The sequence below is a fragment of the Phycisphaeraceae bacterium genome, assembly GCA_019636555.1.
Lineage (GTDB): Bacteria > Planctomycetota > Phycisphaerae > Phycisphaerales > UBA1924 > JAFEBO01.
On the sequence record JAHBXH010000001.1, the window covers coordinates 1,684,814 to 1,709,177 of the forward strand.

15 protein-coding genes are annotated in these 24,364 nt (G+C 63.1%); 13 read left to right on the forward strand and 2 right to left on the reverse strand.

Annotated elements, in window-relative coordinates:
• The first annotated feature begins 44 nt into the window (after nt 1–44).
• Both KF691_07020 and KF691_07025 read left to right on the forward strand, forming a co-directional pair.
• Nucleotides 45–614, forward strand: coding sequence for a hypothetical protein (locus KF691_07020; protein MBX3389193.1), 570 nt, complete (start codon nt 45–47; stop codon nt 612–614).
• A 67-nt stretch (nt 615–681) separates the two neighbouring features.
• A complete protein-coding gene (locus tag KF691_07025) occupies nt 682–1,014 on the forward strand; it encodes a hypothetical protein (GenBank protein ID MBX3389194.1) in 333 nt (110 codons plus the stop codon).
• 309 nt (nt 1,015–1,323) lie between these two features.
• Here the strand turns inward: KF691_07025 and KF691_07030 are convergent, their stop codons facing one another.
• Both KF691_07030 and KF691_07035 read right to left on the reverse strand, forming a co-directional pair.
• Nucleotides 1,324–1,554, reverse strand: a complete 231-nt coding sequence (locus KF691_07030) for a hypothetical protein (GenBank protein MBX3389195.1) — start codon at nt 1,552–1,554, stop codon at nt 1,324–1,326.
• 79 nt (nt 1,555–1,633) lie between these two features.
• A complete protein-coding gene (locus tag KF691_07035; GenBank protein ID MBX3389196.1) occupies nt 1,634–4,099 on the reverse strand; it encodes a hypothetical protein in 2,466 nt (821 codons plus the stop codon).
• 521 nt (nt 4,100–4,620) lie between these two features.
• On the opposite strand from KF691_07035, the gene KF691_07040 reads away from it, so the two are divergent.
• The 11 genes from KF691_07040 (at nt 4,621) to KF691_07090 (ending at nt 24,163) form a co-directional block, all read left to right on the forward strand.
• Nucleotides 4,621–6,690 carry an alpha-1,4-glucan--maltose-1-phosphate maltosyltransferase gene (locus tag KF691_07040; protein ID MBX3389197.1) on the forward strand — a complete coding sequence of 690 codons (2,070 nt, stop codon included), beginning with the start codon at nt 4,621–4,623 and terminating at the stop codon, nt 6,688–6,690.
• An 18-nt stretch (nt 6,691–6,708) separates the two neighbouring features.
• Nucleotides 6,709–10,140, forward strand: coding sequence for a maltose alpha-D-glucosyltransferase (treS, locus tag KF691_07045; GenBank protein ID MBX3389198.1), 3,432 nt, complete (start codon nt 6,709–6,711; stop codon nt 10,138–10,140).
• The gene (gene glgB / locus KF691_07050; GenBank protein MBX3389199.1) at nt 10,137–12,113 is read left to right on the forward strand and encodes a 1,4-alpha-glucan branching protein GlgB; all 1,977 of its coding nucleotides are present in this window, start codon (nt 10,137–10,139) and stop codon (nt 12,111–12,113) included. The genes treS and glgB overlap by 4 nt, the downstream gene beginning before the upstream one ends.
• Nucleotides 12,106–14,118 carry a 4-alpha-glucanotransferase gene (locus KF691_07055; GenBank protein ID MBX3389200.1) on the forward strand — a complete coding sequence of 671 codons (2,013 nt, stop codon included), beginning with the start codon at nt 12,106–12,108 and terminating at the stop codon, nt 14,116–14,118. The genes glgB and KF691_07055 overlap by 8 nt, the downstream gene beginning before the upstream one ends.
• A complete protein-coding gene (treZ, locus tag KF691_07060) occupies nt 14,115–15,962 on the forward strand; it encodes a malto-oligosyltrehalose trehalohydrolase (GenBank protein MBX3389201.1) in 1,848 nt (615 codons plus the stop codon). Before KF691_07055 ends, treZ begins: the two co-directional genes overlap by 4 nt.
• Complete coding sequence (locus KF691_07065) at nt 15,959–18,373, forward strand: DUF3536 domain-containing protein (protein ID MBX3389202.1); 2,415 nt, start codon at nt 15,959–15,961, stop codon at nt 18,371–18,373. Before treZ ends, KF691_07065 begins: the two co-directional genes overlap by 4 nt.
• Nucleotides 18,370–20,865 carry a malto-oligosyltrehalose synthase gene (gene treY, locus KF691_07070; protein ID MBX3389203.1) on the forward strand — a complete coding sequence of 832 codons (2,496 nt, stop codon included), beginning with the start codon at nt 18,370–18,372 and terminating at the stop codon, nt 20,863–20,865. Before KF691_07065 ends, treY begins: the two co-directional genes overlap by 4 nt.
• Before the next feature lie 195 nt (nt 20,866–21,060).
• A complete protein-coding gene (locus KF691_07075) occupies nt 21,061–21,468 on the forward strand; it encodes an STAS domain-containing protein (protein ID MBX3389204.1) in 408 nt (135 codons plus the stop codon).
• Nucleotides 21,469–21,563: 95 nt separating this feature from the next.
• Entirely contained in the window at nt 21,564–22,016 is a 453-nt protein-coding gene (locus KF691_07080; protein ID MBX3389205.1) for an STAS domain-containing protein, read from the forward strand.
• A 294-nt stretch (nt 22,017–22,310) separates the two neighbouring features.
• Entirely contained in the window at nt 22,311–23,750 is a 1,440-nt protein-coding gene (locus KF691_07085) for a tyrosine-type recombinase/integrase (GenBank protein MBX3389206.1), read from the forward strand.
• A complete protein-coding gene (locus KF691_07090; GenBank protein MBX3389207.1) occupies nt 23,747–24,163 on the forward strand; it encodes a hypothetical protein in 417 nt (138 codons plus the stop codon). The genes KF691_07085 and KF691_07090 overlap by 4 nt, the downstream gene beginning before the upstream one ends.
• The last annotated feature ends 201 nt before the right edge of the window (nt 24,164–24,364 follow it).

Here is a 24,364-nt window from a genome sequence, read left to right on the forward strand (position 1 = left end):
ACAAGCGAGTGGCCCGCAAACCAACGTTCAAGATGTCGCTCAAGATGATGGGCGCGGGATGGATGCAGGCGAAGCTGCGATGCGGTCGCCGATCGCTCACGCTCTATCCGGGCTACTCGACAGATGTGCTTGGCGGCTTGCTCGAGGCCACATTAGAACTGATCGAATCGAACGGCGTGATGGATGTGGTGCCGGAGAAGGGGCCTGAGTTTGAGGCTCCGATCCAAGTTTCTTGTTACTGGGATTGCGAGCCGGGTAACTATCGCTGGGATTTGACGTTTGTCTCGGCGGAGCAGCTTTCGATTTCGTTTTCTGAAATCCTGCCGGGCAAGAGAAAGCTCAGACACAAGCTGCTGTTTGAAACCGAAGTTTCGGCGAGAACATGGTGCGAAATGCTGTTGTCCAACGCGGCGCGCATCCTGCGTCGACACGGCCTTGCCGGTTATCGTGGCGCATGGAACAATTACGAGTTCCCTGTGGGCTTGTATTTGCGTCTGCTTTCCTACCGGAAAAGCCAGTTTCGATTCGGCTCGGTGCCTGATGACTTTGACTCCGACGAGCAGACGTCACTTTCGCGCGAACTGCGATTGCTTCTACGGGAAGTGGGGCTGTAGCGACCGGCAAAGCGTGCGCCGCCGACCGACGCACGGCCCGCGGGGCGCTTCCGATGGAATATGACTCGTGCGCTGCAGAAGAACGAGCACGCGATTTCTCAAGTGGGCCGGCTTGATCGCCTCGGTTGCCATCACCTGCGCCTGGCTCGGCAGCGCATTCATTCACGTCCACTACGACGAGTTCGATGGCCGCACGTGGCGCTGGTATCGGCTCTGGCAAGGCACGTTTCAGTTCGGGCGAACGCGCGACTGGAACCTGACCCCGCCGAATGGCTGGTGGGTGTGGGCGTCGACCGATCGAACGTTTCGTTTGTGGCACCCGGTCAATCGCTTCGGTTCGTCATGGATCCATCGGGATTGGGCTCCTTTGAAATCCCGCTCTGGATTCCATTGCTGGTGATCATCACCCCGACATTTTTTCTTTTTGGACTCGATTGGCGGGTTCGCCGCCGCACGCAGCTCGGACATTGCATGCGCTGCGGATATGACATTTCGGAGATCGGCGGGGGATCTCCTTGCCCCGAGTGTGGATCGCCTGTCTCTGCCGCGAACCGGTGAGCGCGTTCTGCGCAGTTGCTTTTGGGTTTTTGGCTTGCCCCACAACCGTCGCACCAACGGCGCTCGGCGCTGCGCAGTTGCTGTTTGCGTCGATCCGGCGGCTTACGTCGATGGAGCGCGCGATTCGTGCGACTCCCTATTTGGCACGGGTTCACTTTGAATAGACCCGTAACTCTCTCTTCCCAAAGTCCATCTCCACCCGCCCAAAGTCCGCGAGTGTCTGGTTCCCCAGAATCCCGATCGGTGTCGGTCCTTTGAACCGCGAGAACAGCGGCAGCGATCCGGCCATCACGACCTGATCCTTCAGCGTCACTTCCCCCAGCGAGATCGTCACGCCATCCGCCTTCGCCAGTTTGCTGCGGGCCGCACCGATGCCGCGCATGTCTGTGTTTGCCGGATTCCGCCCAATCCCACGAGCGCGAGCTTCTCGAATCGTGCGATTCTCCGTCGATTCTGTCGGCCTACCTGCGATGGAAGCCACCGAACCGTCCGCCCCCGAAGCCGCTGAAGCCGCCGCGGCTGAATCCTCCGCCACCGAATCGCGAGCCGAACCCGCCGGAGCTGCCGCCGAATCCGCCCCAGCCGTTCGAAGCGCCGCGCGCCCAGGAATCACGATTGAGACCGCTCATGTTGTCGTGATCCTGCCATCCGCCGCCGCCGAACCTGTCTTCGCTTCCGGACTGACCCCAGCGGTTCTGAAGCTCGGATGTGTTCCCCTCGCCGCTGCGCCACTGGTTCTGCCAGGAGCTTTGTGATCGATTCTGCCACGCACTCGAGTCGCGAGCCTGCGCGGCGCGGCTCTCGGTCTCGTTCATGCCCTGACCGCTATTTGAAAAGTTTCGGTTTTCCGCCCCCATGTTCGAACTCTGATTCGGCCGATTCACGTTGTTCCAGCTTCCGTCGTTGTATTTCTGCCACTGGCCGTCATCGTTCTTGCGATAGACATTCCCGTCGTGGCCCGCGTACACGTCTCCGTTGCTCGCTTTCGCAACGGACGAGTTGCCTTTGTGTGCGCCCTCGGCCCACTGGCCCGATGAGTCCTCGGCCCAGCCCTTGGTCACGCCGGTCGCGTTGTTGGTTGAATGCCCGGCCTCAGCCCAGCGATTCCCTTGTGACACGTACGAGTGACCCCACGAACCGTAACCGTTCGAGCCGCCCGTGTGCTGGCCGTAGGTCCCGGTCCACGGGTTGTAGGCTTGCGTCCCGTGGATGCTGCCGTATGGTCCGTACGCGCCGCCGCTTCTGAAATAAGTTCCTGTCGCCGGGTTGTACCCGGCGCACCATCCCGCGCCGCCGTATGGACCATAGCAACCAGCGCCGCGGTAGTACGTTCCGTAACCATAGTGATAGATCGGAGCGCACCCGTAGGAGTAATAACAAGGCGGACAGCCGTAATACCAATTGTTGTTGCTCGCGATCAGCGCGCCGGTGAGCATCCCCGCGCCGAACATGAGGGCGCCGGTCGCCGCAACATACTCACCGCTGTATCCGCTGGTATATCCGACCACCACGGTGTCGGGCGTTGCGCTGTACACCTGGCAATAGGTCACGTTGTAAATCGGGCACGTCGGAGGAATGGTGTAGATCGCGCTCGGGACAACCGAGCAAACAACCCACGGACCCGTCGGCAACGTCGAAATAAACCAGACTCCTTTGTTGCAGCAGTAATACGCCCCCTCATACTGCACGATTTCAAACGGTGTATTCACCGCATAGGTCATCTGCGTGCCCTGAATCGGGACGTACTTCGGCGCGCCGACGTAGGTCACGTCGAGCTTGGTCTCGGCGATCTTGACCGTCGCTTTTTGCGGCACGTTTGCGAGCAAAATCGCATCCTGCGCCTGCTGCGTGCCCGGCACCGAGACAAGCACATATGCGAGCGGGCAGCTCGCGGGAATGCGCGCAAAGTCGGGCGGAAGATTCGCGGATGCCGCGGCCCAGGGCCCGTTCAGAGTCGTCGCGCTGAACCAGCGGCCGGCGACGAGGAAGTAGTACGTCGAATTCGAGACGTCGAAAAAGACCGTCATCGTCGGGTTGTTCACATACATGAGCGAAGTGCCCGCGATCGGCGAATAGGAAGGAGGCCCCTGCGTGACGATGAGTTCCGCGGGCTGCGTGCTGACAAAGACCGTGGGAACGGTGGCCGCTGGTTTGAGCGGCATGTTCTTGTGCACTTCTTCCCACTGCTTGGCGGGAAGACTCGTGAAGTCGGCGGGAAGCGAGGTCGCCGCGGTCCATGGGCCGTTCACGGGATCCGGCGCGGTGAGCCACGAACCGTTGTTCAGGAGGTAGTACTGACTCGTGGTGCCGTCCATCAGCACCAGCCAGTTCGTGTTCACGGCGAACATGATCTTGGTGTTGTCGATCGGCTTGAGATCCGGCTGTCCCATGAACATGACGAGGATCGCGGGTCGTTCGCTGTAAAAGATCGGCGGCGGGTCCATGTTCAGGTTCACTCCGGCGGGCGGTGTGACGTTGCGCATGTAGACGAGCACCTTGTCGAGCCCCAACGTGAGAGTCGATTTCTCCGGGAGCGCTTCCTTGACCACCGCCGTGAGCGCCGAGGCGATCTCGGGAGAAGCGCCCGGAAAGTGGTACACCGCCTGGATGTTGGTCAGAACAACGGTGTCCGTATCTCGATGAATCTCGGTATCGGCTTCGGCGGCGGCCACGCCCATCTCGGCCGTTGCGGCGCCGGGGAGAGTCACTTCGATCGCGCAGCGGAACCGCATCTTGTCGTAATCCTTCCACGAGTCGATCTGCGGCTGATGGATCAGGACGGTCGTTCCGTCCTTCGAGAACGAGCGCGGCCAACCCGGGTCAACCGGCGCCGGCATTTGCGCGGGTGCCGCGCTCTGCGCGAGAGCAGCCGGCGCAAAGCCGCAGCAGAGAATCGTGAGCCCGAGAGCAAGCGTCTTGCGGAACATGCGCACCTCCAAGGAACGGCCGCCGCAAATCGCGTATTCGATCCGGGCGAGGCCACCGCATGAGATTGTACCGTTTTTGTGCCATGCATGGCGCACCTCGATCGGACCGAGTCCCACCGCAGTTTTCACGCACGGATTCCAAGCGAGAACCATGCGTTCTTGTCGTGAGGACGAATCGCTTATGGCATTCGATGTTCGCGCACGGCGGCGTGATTCAATCGAAACGGAATCCGCCCGAAGCTCGTCCACGTCCTGCTTTCCAAAAAATATTGTCGGCCGCGCCGGCAAAGCTGTGAGAGGCTCTTCATGCGTCGCAGAGGTGCGCTGCTTTGCTCAGAGGCACAAATGGTGCACTTACTGTTCGTCACGCCGCGCGGCATCGGTCGCCGGAAATCCCGGCGAACAACCAACAATTGCACGCACAGAAATCGAAAAAAACATTTCGCGATTGACGCTAACCCGAACAAACTTTATATATCGGGACGTGTTGCCTCGCTGGTGAGAAAGGCGTAGGGTGCAATGTGAAGCCGAAAGCCTCCCCCCAGAACGTGGTATCGAACAGGGGTTCGGGTCAGACGGCGCCGCAGGCGCAAACGCCGGTTGCCTCTGATCGATTTCCGAGCGAGGGTCGTTCCCGCGTCGTCATCGAAGCGGTGACTCCGCGGGTGGCCGGAGGCAACTTCGCGGTTAAACGCGTCGTGGGAGAAACGGTCCGAGTCGAGGCCGACGTTTTTACCGACGGTCACGATTTGTTGAGCGCCGTGATCATGCATCGGCGCGTCGGCGCCGAGTGGGCCGAAACCGCGCTGACTCCCCTGGTCAATGACCGGTGGGCCGGCGAATTCACCGTCGTGGCGGAGGGGGCACACGAATTCAAAGTTTCCGCGTGGGTCGATCACTTCAAGACCTGGCGATACGAGATGACCAAGCGTGCCGCGGCTGGCCAGGACTTGTCGGTCGAGTTTCTTATCGGCGCGCAGATGGTCGAGAGCGCCTCCCGTCACGCGCGTTCGGCGCGGGGCGAATTGATGGAGTTCGCCGAACGGATCGGAAGAGTGGACGCCGACGCCGGGATGCGGCTCGAAGCCGCGATGGACGAACGACTCGCGGCGCTCATGTTCTCCGAGGCGCCGCGCCGTTTCGTCGCCGAGTCGGACGGATTTGTCCCGCTCTGGGTTGATCGCGTTCGCGCCCGCTTCAGCAGCTGGTATGAGTTGTTTCCTCGCTCCGCGGGCGACGGCAAGTCGCACGGAACTCTGCGCGATGTCATCGGTCGGCTCGACCGCATTGCCTCGATGGGTTTCGACGTGCTCTACATGCCCCCCATCCACCCGATCGGAAGGGCGTTCCGAAAAGGAAAGAACAACACGCTCTCGCCCGGCCCCGACGATGTCGGCAGCCCGTGGGCCATCGGCAGCGCCGAAGGCGGGCATGACGCGATCCATCCTCAACTCGGAAACGAGAAGGACTTCGCGGCGCTGGTCTCCGAAGCGGGGAAGCGCGGCATCGAGATCGCGCTCGATCTCGCGCTGCAGTGCTCGCCGGATCACCCGTACGTCAAAGAGCATCCGGAGTGGTTCCGCAGACGTCCGGACGGCACGATCCAGTACGCCGAGAACCCTCCAAAGAAGTATCAGGACATCTATCCGTTCGAGTTTGAATGCGAGCAGTGGCAGGCGCTGTGGAATGAAATACTGCGCGTCGTGCTGCTGTGGGTCGATCGCGGAGTCAGGATCTTCCGTGTCGACAACCCGCACACCAAGCCGTTCGGTTTCTGGAACTGGCTGATCGACCGCGTCAAGCAGGATCACCCGGACGTGCTGTTTCTCGCGGAAGCTTTCACCCGCCCGAAAGTCATGCACCGGCTCGCGAAGATCGGGTTCACGCAGTCGTACACGTACTTCGCGTGGCGCAACGGGCCGGCGGACATCCGCGAATATTTCACCGAGCTCACGCAGACGGGCGCCGCGGACTACTACCGACCGAACGCGTGGCCGAACACGCCCGACATTCTCACCGAGTATCTGCAGCAGGGCGGTCGCGCCGCGTTTATCGTGCGCGCTGTGCTGGCCGCGACGCTGTGCGCGAGCTGGGGCGTCTACGGACCCGCGCTCGAGCTGATGGAACACAAACCGTTCAAGCCTGGTAGCGAAGAGTATCTTGACTCGGAAAAATACCAGATCCGCTCGTGGGACCTGGATCGCCCCGACTCGCTCGCGCCGCTGCTCGCCAAACTCAACGCGGTGCGCCGCGCCAACCCCGCGCTGCAACAGGACCGGACGCTCCGATTCCATCGTTGCGACAACCCGGCGATCGTCTGCTTCAGCAAGTCGGCCGGCGAAAACCTGATCGTGGTCGCGGCAAACACCGATCCACACAACAGCCAATGGGGTACGGTCGATCTCGATATCCGCGAACTGGGCCTGCCCGAGGATCGTCCCTATCAGATGCACGACCTTCTGACGGAATCCCGCTATCGCTGGCAGGGATGGAAGAACGTCGTTGGCCTCGATCCCGCGGCAACGCCCGCGCACATTTTCCGCGTACGCAAGCACGAGCGGACCGAATCGCAGTTCGAGTATTTTCTTTGACCCTTTCCGGAGAATTTCATGGGCCGGACGGTGAGCAAAACCCGCGTTGACTCGTTGGCGGGATCGCCGCGCCGGCGAAGCCGCGCTGCCAGCGCCGAAGCGTCCGACATGCTCTGGTACAAGAACGCGGTGATCTATCAGTTGCACGTGCGATCGTTCTGCGATTCGACGAGCGACGGCATCGGCGACTTCAACGGCCTGATCTCGAAATTGGATTACCTGGCCGATCTCGGCGTGACCGCGATCTGGCTGCTCCCGTTTTATCCCTCGCCCCTGCGCGACGACGGATACGACATCGCGGATTTCACCAGCGTGAATCCTTCGTACGGCGCGATGGCGGACGTGCGTCGTTTCATCGAAGAGTGCCATCGCCGCAAACTGCGGGTGATCACCGAACTCGTCGTCAATCACACCTCGGATCAGCACCCGTGGTTCCAGCGCGCCCGGCGCGCCCCCAAGGGCAGCCCCGAGCGCAACTTCTATGTTTGGAGCGACACACCGGACAAGTACTCGGGCACTCGGATCATCTTCAAAGACTTCGAGACCAGCAACTGGGCGTGGGACCCCGTGGCGCACCAGTATTACTGGCATCGCTTCTACAGCCACCAGCCCGATCTCAACTTCGACAATCCGGCCGTGCAGGAGGCCGTGCTTAAAACCTGCAGTTTCTGGATGGATCTGGGTGTGGACGGGATGCGCCTCGACGCGATTCCCTACCTCTATGAACGCGAAGGAACGAGCTGCGAAAACCTTCCGGAGACGCACGCGTTCCTGAAGAAGCTCCGCAAGCACGTGGACACGCACCACCCGGGCCGCATGTTGCTCGCCGAGGCCAACCAATGGCCCGAAGACGCGGTTGCGTACTTCGGCACGGGCGACGAGTGCCACATGTCGTTCCACTTCCCGCTCATGCCGCGGCTGTTCATGTCGCTGCGCATGGAGGATCGCTATCCGATCATCGACATTCTCGATCAGACACCGGCGCTTCCGCCCACCTGTCAATGGGCCGTCTTCCTCCGAAATCACGACGAGTTGACGCTCGAGATGGTGACGGACGAAGAACGCGACTACATGTACCGCGTCTACGCCAGCGATGTGGAAGCGCGGATCAACCTCGGCATCCGGCGCCGGCTGGCTCCCTTGCTCTCGAACAACCGGCGCAAGATCGAATTGATGAACGGCCTGCTCTTCTCGATGCCCGGTACTCCCATCGTTTACTACGGCGACGAGATCGGCATGGGCGACAACGTGCACCTGGGCGATCGCGACGGCGTGCGCACCCCGATGCAGTGGAGCGCCGACCGCAACGCGGGTTTCAGCCGCGCCAATCCGCAGCGGCTGTTCCTGCCCGCGATCATCGATCCCGAATACCACTACGAGACGGTCAACGTCGAATCGCAGCAGGGGAATCCATCCTCGATGCTGTGGTGGATGAAGCGGCTGATCGCGCTGCGCAAGCGCTACCCCGTCTTCGGACGTGGCGAGATGCGGTTTGTCCAGCCGGACAATCCGCGCGTGCTCGCGTACATCCGCAAGGACGAGCAAAGCACGGTGCTCGTCGTCGCCAACTTGTCGCGGTTTGTCCAGCCGTTCTCCGTGGCGCTGGCGGAATTCGAGGGGCTCCAGCCGGTGGAAATGTTCGGGCGGATCAAGTTCCCGGTGATCGGGAAGGATCCATTCTTCATGTCGCTCGGGCCGCACGGTTTCTGCTGGTTCGAACTCGTGAAAACGCAGGCCTCGGCCGCGGCGGGCGATCAAGCCCCGGACTTGCGGGAAATCGCAGTCTCCGGAGCGGCAGAAAAGGCTCTGCTGTCGGACAGTCTGCCGCGAGACCTCGAACAACTGCTCCCCTCGCTTCTTCAGCAAAAGCGGTGGTTCGCGTCCAAGGCACGGACACTCCGCGGAGTGAGAATCACGGACAAACTCCTTCTGCCCGTCGGCGGCCTGCCGAAGGGCTCGGCCTCGATCATGCTCGCAAAGTGCGAGTTCAGCAGCGGCGAGCCGGAGAGTTACGCGATCCCGCTGGCCATCAAGCCGACGCCGGCCGACGGCTCTTCGCCCGCCGCGATCGCGCGCATTCGCAGCGGCGGCGAGATGCAGCACGAGCTCATCGACGGAATGACCGAAGTGCAGTTCGCCCGCACGCTCCTGCGCGTCGCGATGGGAGAGCAGCGTGTCGGTTCGGACGGCGTGCGCCTCCTCGGGACCAGAATCGAGAAATCGGTTTCGGCCCAGGAATTGGATGAGTTGCCGGTGCGGATGCCCAAGCTCGAACAGAGCAACACGACGGTGTTCTTCGGCGACAAGTACATGCTGAAGATGTATCGGCGCGTGCAGGAAGGGGAGAACCCCGAACTCGAAATCGGGCGGCACCTGACCGGCAAGGTCGGGTTTGGAGGCGTGGCCCCGCTCGCCGGCGCGGTGGAACTTGCCGACACCGCCGGAAAGAAGCGGACGCTCGCCGTCGTGTTCAACCTCATCGCCAGTGAAGGGGATGCCTGGCAGTGGATTCTCGGGCGCGTGGAGCAATTCATGGAGCGCGCGGCCGCGACGGCCAGCGACGCGGACCGCCTCTTCGTGCTCCCGCCGGATGATCCGTTCGAACCCGCGATCCCGCCGGCCGCGCTCGCGGAACTGCTCGCCGAGCCGCTCCAGGGGGCGCGCCTGCTCGGAGAACGAACGGCGCAGATGCACGCGGCACTCGCCGACGATCGGGGCGACCCCGCATTCACACCAGAACCCTTCACGCTCATGTATCAGCGCTCGCTCTTCCAGTCGATGCGCAACACGATCCGCAACGGGCTGGCGGAGCTCCAGCGCGCGATCCCGTCGGGGAATCCCCGTGTCGCGGAATTGGCCCGGGAAATCGCGGGTTCGGGCGAACGGTTGCTCGCATTCGTGCAGGGGCTGGGCAAATCGACGCTGAGCGGCTCGCGCATCCGCGTGCACGGCGACTACCACCTCGGCCAGGTCTTGTGGACGGGGCGCGACTTTGTCATCATCGACTTCGAAGGCGAGCCGATGCGCTCGATCGGTGAGCGGAGATTGAAGCGTTCGCCCCTGCGCGACGTTGCAGGCATGATCCGCTCGTTCGATTATGCCGCACGCGCCGGTTGGAAAAAACAGGTCGATGTCGTCTCGGGTGGCGAGGCGGCGCAGGCGTCGCTCGATCGCGCGGCCGCAGCCTGGAGCGCCTGGATGTCGCGGGTCTTTACGGCCGCCTATGCAGCGGAAGTCGATCGCACCTGCCCCGGGCTCCTCGGATCGGATCCGGCGAGCCGGCGGCTGCTGCTGAACGTTTGGCTGATCGAAAAAGCGATGTACGAGATCACATACGAGCTCAATTCGCGTCCGGATTGGCTGGAGATTCCTCTCCGGGCAGTCCGGCAGCTGCTCGAGCCCAAGTCGGCATCGGGCGGCGCAACCCCGAGCACAGGAGGTGCAGCATGAGCAAGCAGGCAGTCAGTCCCGCGGCGCGAACGCGGGTTGCACCCGAGCGGGCGTCTCGATTCACCGCAGACGACCAGTTCCTGTTCAATGAAGGAACTCACTATCGCCTCGCCGACAAACTCGGCGCGCATTTGCTGCCCGAGGGCGGCGTCGCGTTCGCCGTTTGGGCGCCGAGCGCCCAATACGTTTCCGTGGTCGGCGACTTCAACGGGTGGGATCGAGGCCGGAATCCGATGCAGCCGATCGGCGCGACCGGAGTGTGGGAAGCCGTCGTTCCCGAGGCGACCGAAGGCACCACCTACAAGTTCCACATCTCCTGCCGCCACAACAAGTACGCCGTGGACAAGGCCGATCCGTTCGGATTCCAGCACGAGACTCCCCCAAAGACTGGTTCCGTGGTGCGCAGCCTCGACTACACGTGGGGCGACAGCGCCTGGATGAAGTCGCGGGGGAGCAAGCAGAAACTCACCTCACCGATGAGCGTGTACGAGGTGCACCTGGGTTCGTGGATGCGCGTTCCCGAGGACAACGGCCGCTCTCTGACGTACCGCGAACTCGCGCCGAAGCTCGCCGAGTATCTCAAACGCACCGGCTTTACGCACGCGGAATTCCTCCCCATCATGGAGCATCCGTTCTACGGATCGTGGGGATATCAGACCACCGGCTACTTCGCCCCGACCAGCCGCTTCGGGTCGCCGCAGGACTTCATGTACCTGATCGATCATCTGCACCAGCAGGGGATCGGCGTGATTCTCGACTGGGTGCCTTCGCACTTCCCCAACGACGAGCACGGGCTCGCGTACTTCGACGGCACCCATTTGTTCGAGCACGAGGACGCGCGCCAGGGCTTCCATCCCGATTGGAAGAGCGCGATCTTCAATTACGGCCGCCACGAAGTCCGGGCATTCCTCATTTCGAGCGCGATCTTCTGGCTCGAGAAGTACCACGTGGACGGACTGCGCGTGGACGCGGTCGCGTCGATGCTCTACCTCGATTACGGACGCAAGCAGGGAGAATGGGTGCCCAACGAACACGGTGGCCGGGAAAACCTCGAGGCCATCCACTTTCTCCGCCAGTTCAACACCGAGGTGTTCCGTTCGTTTCCGGATGTGCAGACCATCGCGGAAGAATCAACCGCCTGGCCCATGGTCTCACGCCCGACCTACATCGGGGGCCTTGGTTTTGGAATGAAGTGGGACATGGGATGGATGCACGACACGCTCCGCTATTTCAAGCGTGAACCGATCCATCGTCGCTACCACCACAACGATCTCAATTTCCGCGGCGTGTACATGTTCAGCGAGAACTACATGTTGCCGCTCTCGCACGACGAAGTCGTGCACCTCAAAGGGTCGTTGCTGACGCGCATGCCCGGCGACCCGTGGCAGCGGTTTGCAAATCTGCGGCTCCTGCTCACCAATCAGTGGACGCAGCCGGGCAAGAAGCTGCTCTTCATGGGCGGCGAATTCGGGCAGTGGGCCGAATGGAATCACGATTCGAGTCTCGACTGGCATCTGTGCGATCAGCCGCTCCACCACGGAGTTCAGCGGCTCGTGACGGACTTGAATGCCGCGTACCGCAGGTTCCCGGCGCTCCACGAGGGCGACTGCGCGCCGTCGGGCTTTGAATGGGTCGACGCGAACGACGCCGAAAACAGCACGCTCACATTCCTGCGAAAAGGCAAGCGTGCCGAGGACGTGGCGTTGATCGTCTTCAACTGCACTCCGGTGCCCCGGTCAAACTTCCGTGTGGGCGTGCCCGGCTTTGATCGGTGGAACGAGACGATCAACACCGACGCGATCGAATACGGCGGCAGCGGGGTCGGAAACTACGGTTCGGTCGATGCGTCGCCCATGCCGTTCCGGCAATTTCCCCGCTCGCTCACGCTGAATCTGCCTCCTCTCGGGGCGCTGATCCTCACACCCCAGACCACGTCTCAGGCCAAGCCGGGAGAAGGTGAAACGCGTGCCTGACTACAAGCGGAGCCTTCAAAGGGCCGCTCGTGTCGCGGGCATTGCAGACCACTACGTCGATGCCTTCGGCACGCGAAAGAATGTCTCTGTCGAGGTTCTTGAGGCGCTCCTGAAATGCCTGGCGGCGGTGCGCGTGAAGTCAGAGCTGCCGGGAGTTGTCTTGGCGCGTGCCGGTGCCCATGAGATCATGCTCCCTTGGAAGGACTCTCGCACGCCGCGCGGTGCCGAGCTATCGATCGAAGATTCGCACGACAGGCTTTCTTCGGCGCGCCCGGCGCTGGCGCCCGGCGGCATCCGTCTGAGATTCAAAGAGAAGCTGCCGCTCGGAACGCATCGCCTCCGCCTGGAAGGTGGCAAACGCTTGGCCGAGTTTCATGTGATCTCGGCTCCGTCGAGCCTCGCAACATCGGTGCGTCGCGCGGGCCGGCATCTGGCGGTCTTTCTGCCGATACATTCCATCCGCGGGCGGACCGGCTTTGGCGTCGGCACCTATTCGGATTTGCAAGAACTTGTGCGCTGGGCGAGCAGCGCGGGAAGCCCGATCGTCGGCACGCTGCCGCTCTTCCCGTCGTTTCTTGATACCCCATTCGATCCAAGCCCGTACGCGCCGATCAGCAGGCTTTGTTGGAGCGAACTGTTTCTCGACCTCGCCAGGTGTCCGGAGTGGGGCGCTCCACAAGTTCAACGGGTCGCGGCATCGGCCGGTTTCCAGAGGCGTGTGCTGGCCGCGCGCCGGGGCGATTGGGTCGACTATCGCAAGAGCTGGGGACTTGTCCGTCAACTCCTGTCGGAAATGTCAAGGGTCGCACGCCGTTCGAGCGCGCGATGGAAAGAGATCGAGACCGGCGCGGGGCGCATCGGGCGCGAGTACTCGGATTTCCGAGCCGCGCGCGAGCGCTCGTTTTCGGCGCGCGGCCGATCTGTCGCCGACTTGTTTCTCTACGCGCAGGCTCAGGCGAACCTGCAGATGGCGAATCTCGGAGCGGGTGGGAAGGCGCACTCGCTCTATCTCGATCTTCCGGTCGGCGTTCATCCGCGAGGGTTCGACGTTTGGCGCCGTCCGGAACTGTTTCTCCAAGGAGTTTCAGCGGGTGCGCCGCCCGACACGATGTACACCGCCGGGCAAGTCTGGGGATTCCCGCCGATGCACCCAGAGACGGGGCGCGCCGATGGCTACGCCTATTTGCGCGAGGTGCTGCGCCGCATGCTCTCGGCATCGGGAGTCCTCAGGGTGGATCACGTGATGGGGCTGCTGCGGATGTATTGCGTGCCCCAGGGGTTCGGAGGCGCGCGCGGCGCCTACTTGTACTACCCCGCGAACGAACTCTTCGCGGTCGTAATGACGGAAGCCGCGCGTGCCGGCGCGATCGTGGTCGGGGAAGACCTGGGAACGGTGCCGGAGAAGATTCGCGTCATGATGCGCCGCCGCGGCATGCTCGGTATGCACGTCCAGCAGTTCTGCCTGGGCAGCGGCCGCGTGGCGATCGTCGACGCTTCGAACGCCGGCGTGAAGGATGGGACGGGAGCGGGGATGGAGGCGGGGGCGGGGGTGGGGGCGCTCGCGAGTCTGAATACGCACGATACGCCGACGTTTGCAGGATTCTGGAACGGAGACGACATCGGGCTCCGAAGGAAGCTCGGGTTGATCAATAGCGCCGGGGTGAAGCGAGAACGGCGAGAACGGGCGGCGGTGAAGCGTGCCGTCGTGTCTCAACTCGGAGGCAAAGCGCTCGGAAGGGCGGGAGCACGAAACGTCGCACTGGCACTCATGAAACGGCAGGCACGCGGATCGTCTCCGATCACGCTCGTGAATCTGGAAGATTTGTGGGGTGAGCGAAGACCTCAGAATGTTCCGGGCACTTCCACGGAGTATCCCAATTGGCGGCGCCGAGCCCGAAAGTCGCTGAACGAGATTGTCGAGTCCCGAGAAACAACTCGTACGATCCGTGAACTGGCGGATATGCGGATATCCGGCGGTCGGGCGCGACGGAAGACTGCGACATGAAGACCGAGCTGCCAAGATTGGGGGCGATTCCGGAGAGCGAGACTCTCACGCGGTTTTGCGTCTGGGCTCCGAAGGCGATGCGCTTGGGGCTGCACCTGCCCGATGCCGGACGAAGCGAGTGGATGAAGCGGGACCAACTCGGCTATCACTCCATTGTCGCCGAAGCGCCGCCCGGAACGCTTTATCAGTTCGAATTCGAGGACAGCCGCCTGCGTCCGGACCCGGCATCGCGCGCCCAGCCATTCGGGGTCCACGGTCCTTCGATGGTCGAGCGGGTCACGGTGCCGCGGGCGCTTGGGTTTCAGAATCCCACGCTCGCTCATCACGTCATCTATGAGTTGCACACCGGGACGTTTACGCCCGAAGGGACATTTCAATCCGCGATTGCGCGGCTGGATGACTTGCGCGACCTGGGGATCACCGCGGTCGAGCTGATGCCGGTTTCGCAATTCCCCGGAAATCGGAACTGGGGGTACGACGGCGTCGGTCCCTTTGCAGCGCAATGGTCGTACGGAGGCCTGAACGGGCTGCGCAAACTGGTGGACGCATGCCACAGCCGCGGCTTGGCGGTCATTCTGGACGTGGTCTACAACCACCTCGGACCGGAAGGGAACTACCTCTCTGAGTTTGGGCAGTATTTCACCGATCGCTACCAGACTCCGTGGGGCGCAGCACTGAACTTCGGCGGTCCGGAGTCGGATCAAGTCCGTGAGTACTTCATCCAGAACGCCTTGCACTGGGTGATCGACTGCGGTATCGACGGACTGCGGCTCGATGCGGTGCACGCGATCATCGATCACACCGCCAAGACATTCATCGAGGAATTGGCGGAGCGCGTGCACGACGCCGCGGAGGCAATCGGTCGGCGTGCGCTCTTGATCGCGGAATCAAGCGATAACGATCCGAAACTCGTGCGGTCGGCGGATCGAGGCGGGGCGGGCCTGGATGGGTGCTGGAACGACGACTTCCACCATGCGATCCGGTGTGCGCTCACCGGAGAGAATCGCGGCTACTACAAGCCGTTTGGTTCGGTCGATCAGATCGCCAAGGCGGTGCGGGATCGCTTTGTCTTTACAGGCGAGTATTCGTCGAGTCATCTCCGGCGGCACGGCGCTTGGAGCAGAGACGTTCCGCACGGAAAACTGGTGGTGTTCACGCAGAATCACGATCAGGTCGGGAACCGGCCGCACGGCGACCGGCTCGATGCGTCCGCCGGGGAAGATGGCGCAAAGCTCGCCGCGGCAATGGTGCTCTTGTCTCCCTTTACTCCGCTGCTTTGGATGGGTGAGGAATACGGCGAGGTCGCACCGTTTCAATACTTTGTGAGCCACACCGATCCGGGTCTGATCGAGGCGGTGAGAAAGGGGAGGCGCGCCGAGTTTGCGGAATTGCACGATGGCTCGGAGCCGCCCGACCCGCAGGACGAGGCGACCTTCGAACGCTCCAAGCTCGATTGGAGCCGGCGCGTGGCATCGCCCCGGCTGGCGATGTACCGCGAATTGCTCCGATTGCGCCGCGAACTCGATATTCCGAGTCTCGCGGCCAGCGCCGATGCAATCGGCTGGGAGGACAAGGGCTGTTTGGCGGTGTTCTACGGAATGCCGGCCAGGGTCGTTGTCGCGGCCAACTTCGGGGCGGGGCCGTGCAATTGGACTTTGCCCGCGGAGCGTGTCCCACCGTCGATCTCGTGGCGCATCGCCTTGGATACCGCATCAAGGAATTGGAGCCGGAAGCCGAATCCGCCGGGCGCAGAAGCGGCGCTACAACCCGCCGAGAAAGCGCTGTCGATAACTGTTCCGGCGAAGTCCGCGATCGTCCTTGTCTCGCAATCGGAGCCTGAATGAATAGTCAGTACATCTGCGTCCACGGGCACTTCTATCAGCCTCCCCGCGAAAATGCGTGGCTCGAAGCCGTCGAGATGCAGGAATCGGCCTATCCGGATCACGATTGGAACGAGCGGATTACGCGCGAGTGCTACGCCACGAATGCCAAGGCGCGCCTGCTCGACGGCGAAGGGCGAATCAAGGCGATCGTCAGCAATTACTCGCGGATGAGTTTCAATTTCGGGCCCACCCTGCTCGCGTGGATGAAAGAGAGCGCGCCGCGCAGTTACGCCGGCGTCCTCGAGGGCGATCGCCAGAGCATGGCACGATTCGGCGGGCACGGTTCCGCTCTCGCGCAGGGGTACAACCACGCGATCCTCCCGCTGTGCAACGATCGCGACCGGCGCACACAGGTGCAGTGGGGGATTCGCGATTTCGAGCACCGGTTCGGACGCAGGCCCGAAGGGATGTGGATGCCCGAGACCGCGGCGGACACTGCCACACTCGAAGCGCTCGCAGAAGGCGGGATCCGCTTCACGATCATGGCGCCGCGTCAATGCGATTCGGTCCGACCGATCGGTCAACCCGATTGGCACGCCGTGCACGATGGAGTGGACCCCACGCGGGCGTACAAGATTCCGCTGCCGTCGGGGCGGTCGATCGTCGCATTCTTTTACGACGGACCCGTTTCGCAGGGGGTTGCGTTCGAGGGGCTCCTCAACAGCGGCGACCGCTTCGCCGATCGGCTGCTCGGTGCGATCAACGGCGATCGCGGGCATCCGCAACTCATGCACATCGCGACCGATGGAGAGAGTTACGGCCACCATCACCGTCACGGCGAGATGGCGCTCGCCGCGGCATTCGAGCGCATCGAACGCCAGCCCGGGGTGGATTTCATCAACTACGGGCTCTTTCTCGAGAAGCACCCGCCGGAATGGGAGGCGCGGATTCACGAGAACAGTTCGTGGAGCTGCGCGCACGGGATCGAGCGATGGAGATCGGATTGCGGATGCAATTCGGGCCGCCAGGGCTTTCACCAGCGCTGGCGGGCGCCCTTACGGAGCGCCTTCGACTGGTTGAGAGACTCGATCGCCGCCGAATTCGAGAAGAAAGGGAAAGAGCTCTTCAAAGACCCTTGGGCCGCGCGAGAGAGCTACATCGAGGTCATTCTCGATCGGTCTTCCGAGTGCCTGGACCGATTCATCGCGAAGCACGCCGCGCGCCCGCTGAGCGAGGGCGAGCGGACGACCGCCATCATGCTGATGGAATTGCAGCGCCACGCCATGCTGATGTACACCAGCTGCGCGTGGTTCTTCGATGACGTGGCCGGAATCGAAACGGTGCAGGTCATCCAGTACGGCGCGCGTGTCGTGCAGCTCGCGCGACAGGCGCTGCGGCTCGAGCTCGAAGCGGAGTTTCTGCACCGGCTGGAGCAGGCCGAAGGGAGCATGAAGGAGTATCCGAACGGCAAGGTTGTCTACGAGAAGAGCGTTCGGCCCGCAATACTCGATCTGATGAGGGTCGGCGCGCACTACGCGCTCCAGCGGATGTTCGAGGGCGACTCGAAATCGCTCCACGCCTACGAAGTGAAGCCCGGTACGGAGAAGAGGCTCACCGCGGGACGCACCCGCCTCGTCGTTGGTCACGCCTCGTTCCGCTCGCGAATCACCGAAGAAAGCGTGCAACTCAGCTACGGCGCGCTGCACCTGGGAGACCACAACACCTCGTGCGGCATCCGCTTGTTCCGGGGCGATGAGTCATTTGCCGAAGTGGTCACGCAGGCTGAGCGCGCGTTCGACACCGCCGATTTTTCGGAGGTCATCCGCGCACTCGATCGCGAATTCGGAAACAGGTCGTACAACATCACGTCGCTCTTCCGCGATGAACAGCACGCCGTTGTCCGGAAGATCCTCGAACCGACTCTCGCGCAGATCGATGCGTCGTATCAGAACATCTACGAGCAGCACGCGCCGCTCGCCCGATTCCTCCGCAGCGTCAACCTGACCGTGCCGCGCCGCATCCAGTTTGTCGGCGCGTTTGTTCTCAGCCAGGCCATTCGCAAATTGCTCGAGCAGCCCGTGTTCGATGTGAGCCGCGCGTCGGAACTGGTCGAAGAAGCCCGGCGCGAAGGCATCGAACTCGACGAGCCCACCATCGCGCACGCGTTTCGACGCGCGATGGATCGCGTGGTCAGCCAGGAATCACCGGTGATCCTCACGATCGAGACACTCAGGGGGATCGTTGGCCTGACGCGATTCCTTGCCAATCTCCCGTTCAATGTGGATGTCTGGCCGATGCAGGAAGCGATCATCGAGCGGATCGCTCCGGACGCGCCCGGGCATCGGCGACACGCCGATTCCGGTTCGCCGAGCGACCGGGAATGGCTCGATGTCTATCGACAGGCGTGCCAGGAACTGAGAGTGATCGAATGACCGTGCCGGGGGCAACCTATCGGCTTCAGTTGACGCCGTCGTTCGGCTTCGCCGACGCCGCGGCGGTCGTCCCGTACCTCACGGACCTCGGCGTTTCTCATCTTTACTTGTCACCAATCTTTGAAGCTGTTCCGGGCAGCACGCACGGTTACGACCAGACCGACCCGACCCGTATCCGCGCGGAGCTGGGAGGCGCATCACAGTTCGAGCAACTCGTTCGCATCGCGCGCTCACGGAACCTCGGAATCATCATCGACATTGTGCCGAACCACATGGCGACACACTTCGCCAATCCGTGGTGGCGCGGGCTCCTCGCGGAAGGAAAGGGCTCGCGCTTCGACAAGTTCTTTGAAGTTGCGTGGAGTGCCGCGGATGACAAGGTTGTTCTTCCGGTACTCGGAAAACCGCTCGACGAAGCGATCGCGAGCGACGAGCTCAAAGTCGAATCGGTTCAGGGCGTGCCCGTGCTCCGCTACTTCGATCGCTTTTTCCCCTTGCGAGAGGGAACGATTTCTGGTACACTTGAGTCGCTGCGAGGCGAGGCACTCGCGAAGATTCTCGATCGCCAGCACTACCGGCTTGAGTACTGGCGCACGGGTCTTGAGAAGATCAACTACCGGCGCTTCTTCGACATCGCCGATCTCGCCGGTGTGCGGATGGAGAATCCTGACGTCTTTGAGGAGTTGCACGCCGGGGTTTTCGCTCTGGTTCGCGCTGGACAGATCGATGGGGTTCGCGTTGACCACGTCGATGGACTTGCCGATCCGCACGACTATTGCCTGCACCTTCGGCAGCGCTTGCTCGAGATATCTCCGCGCGGTGCGCAGCCGTGGGTCCTCATCGAGAAGATTCTCGGGGTGTCGGAACAGGTGCCTGAAGACTGGCAGGTCGATGGAACGACCGGATACGAGTTCCTTGCGGAAGCGACCCGGCTTCAGGTCGATCGGGAAGGGTTCGAGAAGCTGCGCGCGGATGCTGTGAGCGTTGGCGCTGCGCCGGAGCACTTCGAGGCGCTGCGGGTGCAGTGCAAGGCTGCCGCGGCGGAGTTGTTCCGCACTGAGGTGATGCGCATCGTGGAGCTTGCGCGCGATGCTCTGCACGCCGCGGATCGGCGGATGGATGAGGCGACGATCCGGCGCGGGCTGATCTCGATCTGCTCGCAGCTCCGCATCTATCGAACATACGGAGATGAGCGCGGCATGAGCGGAGCCGACGCGGGATTTGTCGATGCGGCGGTTGCGAGGGCTTCGGAGGGCGCGAGTGAGACGGAAGCAAATGCGCTGCGAGAGTTGGGCACGCTCTGGACGCTGCGGCCGCCGTTTGATTCGGGCGGGGCGCGTCGGGCGGCGTTGAAATTTCTCATTCCCTGGCAGCAACTCACGGGGCCGATCGCGGCAAAGGGAGTGGAGGACACGGCGCTCTACCGTGACATGTCGATGCCGGCGCTCAATGACGTCGGGTGCGAACCGGAGTTGATGGACGCGGCGCCTTCGCGGTTCTTTGCGGATCGTGCGAGGCATTCGCCCCGCGCGCTGAACGCCACGGCGACGCACGATACAAAGCGAGGCGAAGACACGCGTGCGCGCATCGCGGCGCTCTCGCACTTGTCCGATCTGGTTGTCGAGACCTTTCGCGCGGCGCGCGCCGCGCTCGAGCCGCGGCTGGCTCAACTTCCCGAAGGAATCGCACCGAACCCGACCGATGTGATGCTGATCCTGCACACGACGGCGGCACTGATTTCGCTGGAACAAAAGCCTGTTCCAGAACTTGTTGATCGCATCAAGGCCTACGTGCGCAAGGCATCGAAAGAAGCGAAGTTGCGAACGAGTTGGCTCGACCCGGTCGAGGTGTACGAAAAAGCCTGCGATCAATTCATCGACAAGCTGGCGCGGTCATCCGAATGCCGCGGCGTGCGTGAGTCGCTGCGATCGCTCGCCCGTGAAACGCGCGGTCGCGCGGGGCTGCAGTCTCTCGCGGGGGTGCTGCTCAAAGCCCTCGGGCCGGGCGTGCCGGATTTCTATCAGGGCTGCGAGTGTCAGGATTTGTCGCTTGTCGATCCCGACAACCGGCGTCCGGTCGATTGGCCCGAACATCGGAACCGGCTATCGCGCATCACAAGCGCTTGGAGTGGGGATTGGACTTCGTTCGCACGCGCGGCGCTCGCAAATCCGGACAGCGACGACGCGAAAATGCTCGTGACCTGGCGGGCACTTGCGATCCGGCGCTGGCTCTTGGACGCGGGCGAGTCAATCGCAGTTTCGGATCTCGAGGCGGACGGGAGCCGCTTGTTCTGGCGGTTTGTGTCGGGGCCGAACTCGGGAAGCGTGACGGTCGTCTTCGAGTCCCGGCAGGTAAGGTCGGACGCGGGCCGCACCATCAGTGCCTTTGATCAATTGACGGGCGCGTCGCGCTCCAGCGATGCCTCCGGCGTGCTCGTCGTCGTCGATGGTGCGGAGCGGCTGATCGGGGCGGTTTCGCCCGATTCGCGATAAGTCGAGTGTCCGGCTGCCGCTTGGGAGAACGGGCTCAGACCTTTCGCGGGGTTCCTTGCCGGGCCTTTCCGTGCGGCACCGCCGGTTCGAACTAATGTGGAAGCTCGCGGAGGAATCTGCACACGGGTGGAATGCCGAAACATTCGACACGCACAAAACGCCGCTGGTGAGGATGCCGATACTCTTCAGGGCATCATGGACCTGCACCGTCTCTTCAGCAAGCACGAGCCTCCGGTCGGTCTGCCGCCGTTTCTTCGCGCGGTCGAAACGATCGATGGCGTCTGCATCATGCGGGTACAGGGCAATGTGGGGCGCGGCATCGCCGATGAGGTGAACGCACGGGTGGAGAAGGCGAACCAGCTGGGGCTCTTCAACCGGCCGCTCCTGATCGATTTTTCGGGGGCGAGCGGCAGCGATTTCTCGACGGTGTCGTATTTGGTCGAGGCGGTGCGCCGGCGGATGCACGCGCACGCGAAGGTGGGGCTCCTGCATGCGCCCAAAGAATTGAAAACTCAGCTCGAGATCGGGAAGGTCGAGGGGCTGTTCGGGATGTACGAGAACGAAGGCGAGGCGATCAGGGCGCTCGCACCCGGTGCGTCATGAGGCGGAGGTTTCTTGGCTCGGCGGCTTTTGATGTTTGAACGTGCCGAGCAGGGAGAACGGATCGGCTGGACAAGCCGGACAGTAGAATTGGAACGATGGTCGATTCCGGGCCCCTGCATCACCGGGAATTTACGATGGAATTCGAAGGCATCTTCGGCAGCGGCGGTGCGGCGGCGATTTGGCCGCCGCTTGTTCGCGCTGTGGAAATGCGGAACGGCGTGTGCATCATGCGCCTTCAGGGGAATGTCGGGCGGGAGGCGGCGCGTGATGCGCAGAAGACGATCGACGAGGCCGACCGGGTGGGGCTGTTCCACTATCCGCTGCTGCTCGACTTTGCCGGGACGAGCGGGAGCGACTTCGCGACGGTTGCGCATCTTGTGAACGCGGTGCGCCGGCGGAAAGATGCGCACGCGAGGGTGGGGATCCTGCACGCGCCGGCCGAATTGAGAACGCAACTCGAGATTTCAAAGGTCGAGGGGCTGCTCGGGATGTACGAGGATGAGGGCGAGGCGGTCAGGGCGCTTTCAGAGCCGAAATCGGCCGGCTGATAGCAGCCGTAGATCGCGAGGAAACGGATCATGCCTTCAAAAAGCAAAGCGGCCCATTTCGGGCCGCTTGAAGCGAGGCGGACGGGAATCGAACCCGCAACCACCGGATCGACAGTCGCGCTCTATCCGTCATAGACGATGCACACGGATGCACCTAGCCGAATAGTGCGCAAGTGACCTTGGATTCGGGGCTTACAGAGGCGATATTACATCCGGCCAACCGTCCGTCGATGCGGGTTGATGCACGCGAGCGCGGGCAACTCCTAGCCGGACTAGCCGAATGAGGAACGCCCGATGGGAGCCCGCCGACCGACACTCCGATTCCGCTTTGAGAAGGCCCACCTCTTGGCCGTGGCGAACGGCCAGACGGTCCGCGCGCCGGGCGTGGTCGATGAGGCGGGCGAGCCGATCACGCTGGCCCGGCCCGCCACGGGCGAAGTGACGTGGTTCGATTCCAAGCAACCGGCCCTCGCGGTGCGCGTCCCCGCCACGGGCTCCGTCCGGTTCATGCTCTATACATGGATCGACGGGAAGCCCGTGAAGCGGAACCTCCACCCTGTCCGCGCGGACGGCTGGAGCGTGGAGCGTGCCCGCGATGAGGCGCAGCGCCGCAAGGTGCGCATCGCCGATGGGCTCCCGGAGGAGCCGGACGCCCCGGAGGAGACGCCCACCCTCGCGCCGGGCGAGTTGACGTTCCGCGCCGTGGCGGGCCGGTACTTCCGGGCGCACAAGGGCAAGTTGCGGACGTGGCGGGAACTCGTGCTCGGGTTCCGAAAGCACGTCAAGCCCCATGCCCGCGTGCCAATGTCCACCGTCGATACCGAGTGGTTGCGCCGCATCCATGCCCGGATCACGGCGGAGGGAAGTCCCGGAGCCGCGAATCGCACTCTCTCCCTCCTCTCCGCGATTCTCGCCCACCACTTGCCGCAAGGCGCGCACAACCCCGCTAGCGGCGTGGTGCGAAACCCCGAGCACCAGCGCCAACGCACGTTCAATGATGCCGAGTTGCGCGCACTCCTCCGCGCTATCGACGTGTACGAATCCGAGCCCGTGAGCGTCTCCGGCAACGAAGGGACCGACCCCGCCGATTGGCCGGAGTATCGAAAGCCGAAGGATGCCGCAAAGTTGGCGGAAGCCCGCGAGCGCTGGCGCGAGAACCTCTCCCGCAAGCAAGCGAAGGCCCGCGAGAATCGGCGCACGGAGGCGGACTTGCTCCGTCTCTGCCTCTGGACCGGCCAGCGTGCCGGGAACGTGCGGGCAATGAAGTGGTCCGGTGTGGACTTCATCGGGGGGACGTGGCGAATCTCCGCCCGGCACTTCAAGAATGGCGATCCCCACACGGCTGGGCTTCCCGATGAGGCTCTCGACATTCTGAAGCGCCGCAAGGCGAGCGCCGCGCCGGGCGCGGTGTACGTCTTCCCCGCCGGGAATGACAAGAGCAAGCGCGGGCACTTCCTCGCGTACCACGATGCTTGGGCACGGGTGAAGGAACTCGCGGGCTTGGAGGAGACGGACGAAGGAACGCGCCTACATGATCTACGCGCGAACCTCGCTACCCGAATGTCCGAGACGGGCGAGAATGCCTTCGTGATTCAACGGGCGCTCGGGCACCGGAGCATCCGCACCACGGAGCGGTACGCCCGCCCCGGCACGGAGGCGGTGCGAGCCGCGATCCAACGCACGGCGGGCAAGGTGCGGGAAGCGGTGAAGCGTGGCGAGGAGGGAGTGGCGTGAGCAAGCGAAAGCCACAAGCGAAGCGGCCCACACGCGGCGAACTCTACTTGGAGCGGGTCTACGGCCCGTGGATGCACGCGGGCACCGCCAAGGTGAATCCCCGCGAGGTGCTCGCGTTGCTGGCGAAGCAAGGGGCCGAACGCGACGCGCGTTGGAATGAGGTGGCGCATGGTCCCCGCGCCGTCCCCGAAGACTGCCCGCGCGCCGTGGTGCTTCCCATCTCTCGCGCCGCCGACATTCTGGGCGTGGAAGGGAAGTCGGATCGGTTCATTGAGAACTACATCTCGAACGGGCGCATTGCCGCGAACAAACTCTCCCGGCAGCGCTGGAAGTTCGACCTTGACGAACTCGAACGGGTCGCCCTCGACTTAGAGAACGAGCGCCGAGCGGCCCGGAAGCGGCGCACGCTGTAGATTCCCGCTCTCACTCGGGCGTCACTTGGGCGAAGTGCGCTCGCACCTCTTCCCCCGCCTCTGGCCACAGCGTCTACTTCTCACGATGGGACAAGAACCCCATCGCTGGAGAAGTAGCCGATGGGTACGCAAACTGAGAAACCAAAGACGCGGCGAGCCACGGGACGCGATCAAGCGGCCCTCCTCTCACTCGCTCCCGAT

Bases quoted from the DNA above. Each gene is read 5' to 3' on its own strand.
- KF691_07020 (MBX3389193.1), top strand. From the start codon at position 45: ATGATGGGCGCGGGATGGATGCAGGCGAAGCTGCGATGCGGTCGCCGA.
- KF691_07030 (MBX3389195.1), bottom strand. From the start codon at position 1,554: ATGCGCGGCATCGGTGCGGCCCGCAGCAAACTGGCGAAGGCGGATGGC.
- KF691_07035 (MBX3389196.1), bottom strand. From the start codon at position 4,099: ATGTTCCGCAAGACGCTTGCTCTCGGGCTCACGATTCTCTGCTGCGGC.
- treS (MBX3389198.1), top strand. From the start codon at position 6,709: ATGGGCCGGACGGTGAGCAAAACCCGCGTTGACTCGTTGGCGGGATCG.
- glgB (MBX3389199.1), top strand. From the start codon at position 10,137: ATGAGCAAGCAGGCAGTCAGTCCCGCGGCGCGAACGCGGGTTGCACCC.
- treZ (MBX3389201.1), top strand. From the start codon at position 14,115: ATGAAGACCGAGCTGCCAAGATTGGGGGCGATTCCGGAGAGCGAGACT.
- KF691_07065 (MBX3389202.1), top strand. From the start codon at position 15,959: ATGAATAGTCAGTACATCTGCGTCCACGGGCACTTCTATCAGCCTCCC.
- treY (MBX3389203.1), top strand. From the start codon at position 18,370: ATGACCGTGCCGGGGGCAACCTATCGGCTTCAGTTGACGCCGTCGTTC.
- KF691_07075 (MBX3389204.1), top strand. From the start codon at position 21,061: ATGGACCTGCACCGTCTCTTCAGCAAGCACGAGCCTCCGGTCGGTCTG.
- KF691_07080 (MBX3389205.1), top strand. From the start codon at position 21,564: ATGGTCGATTCCGGGCCCCTGCATCACCGGGAATTTACGATGGAATTC.
- KF691_07085 (MBX3389206.1), top strand. From the start codon at position 22,311: ATGGGAGCCCGCCGACCGACACTCCGATTCCGCTTTGAGAAGGCCCAC.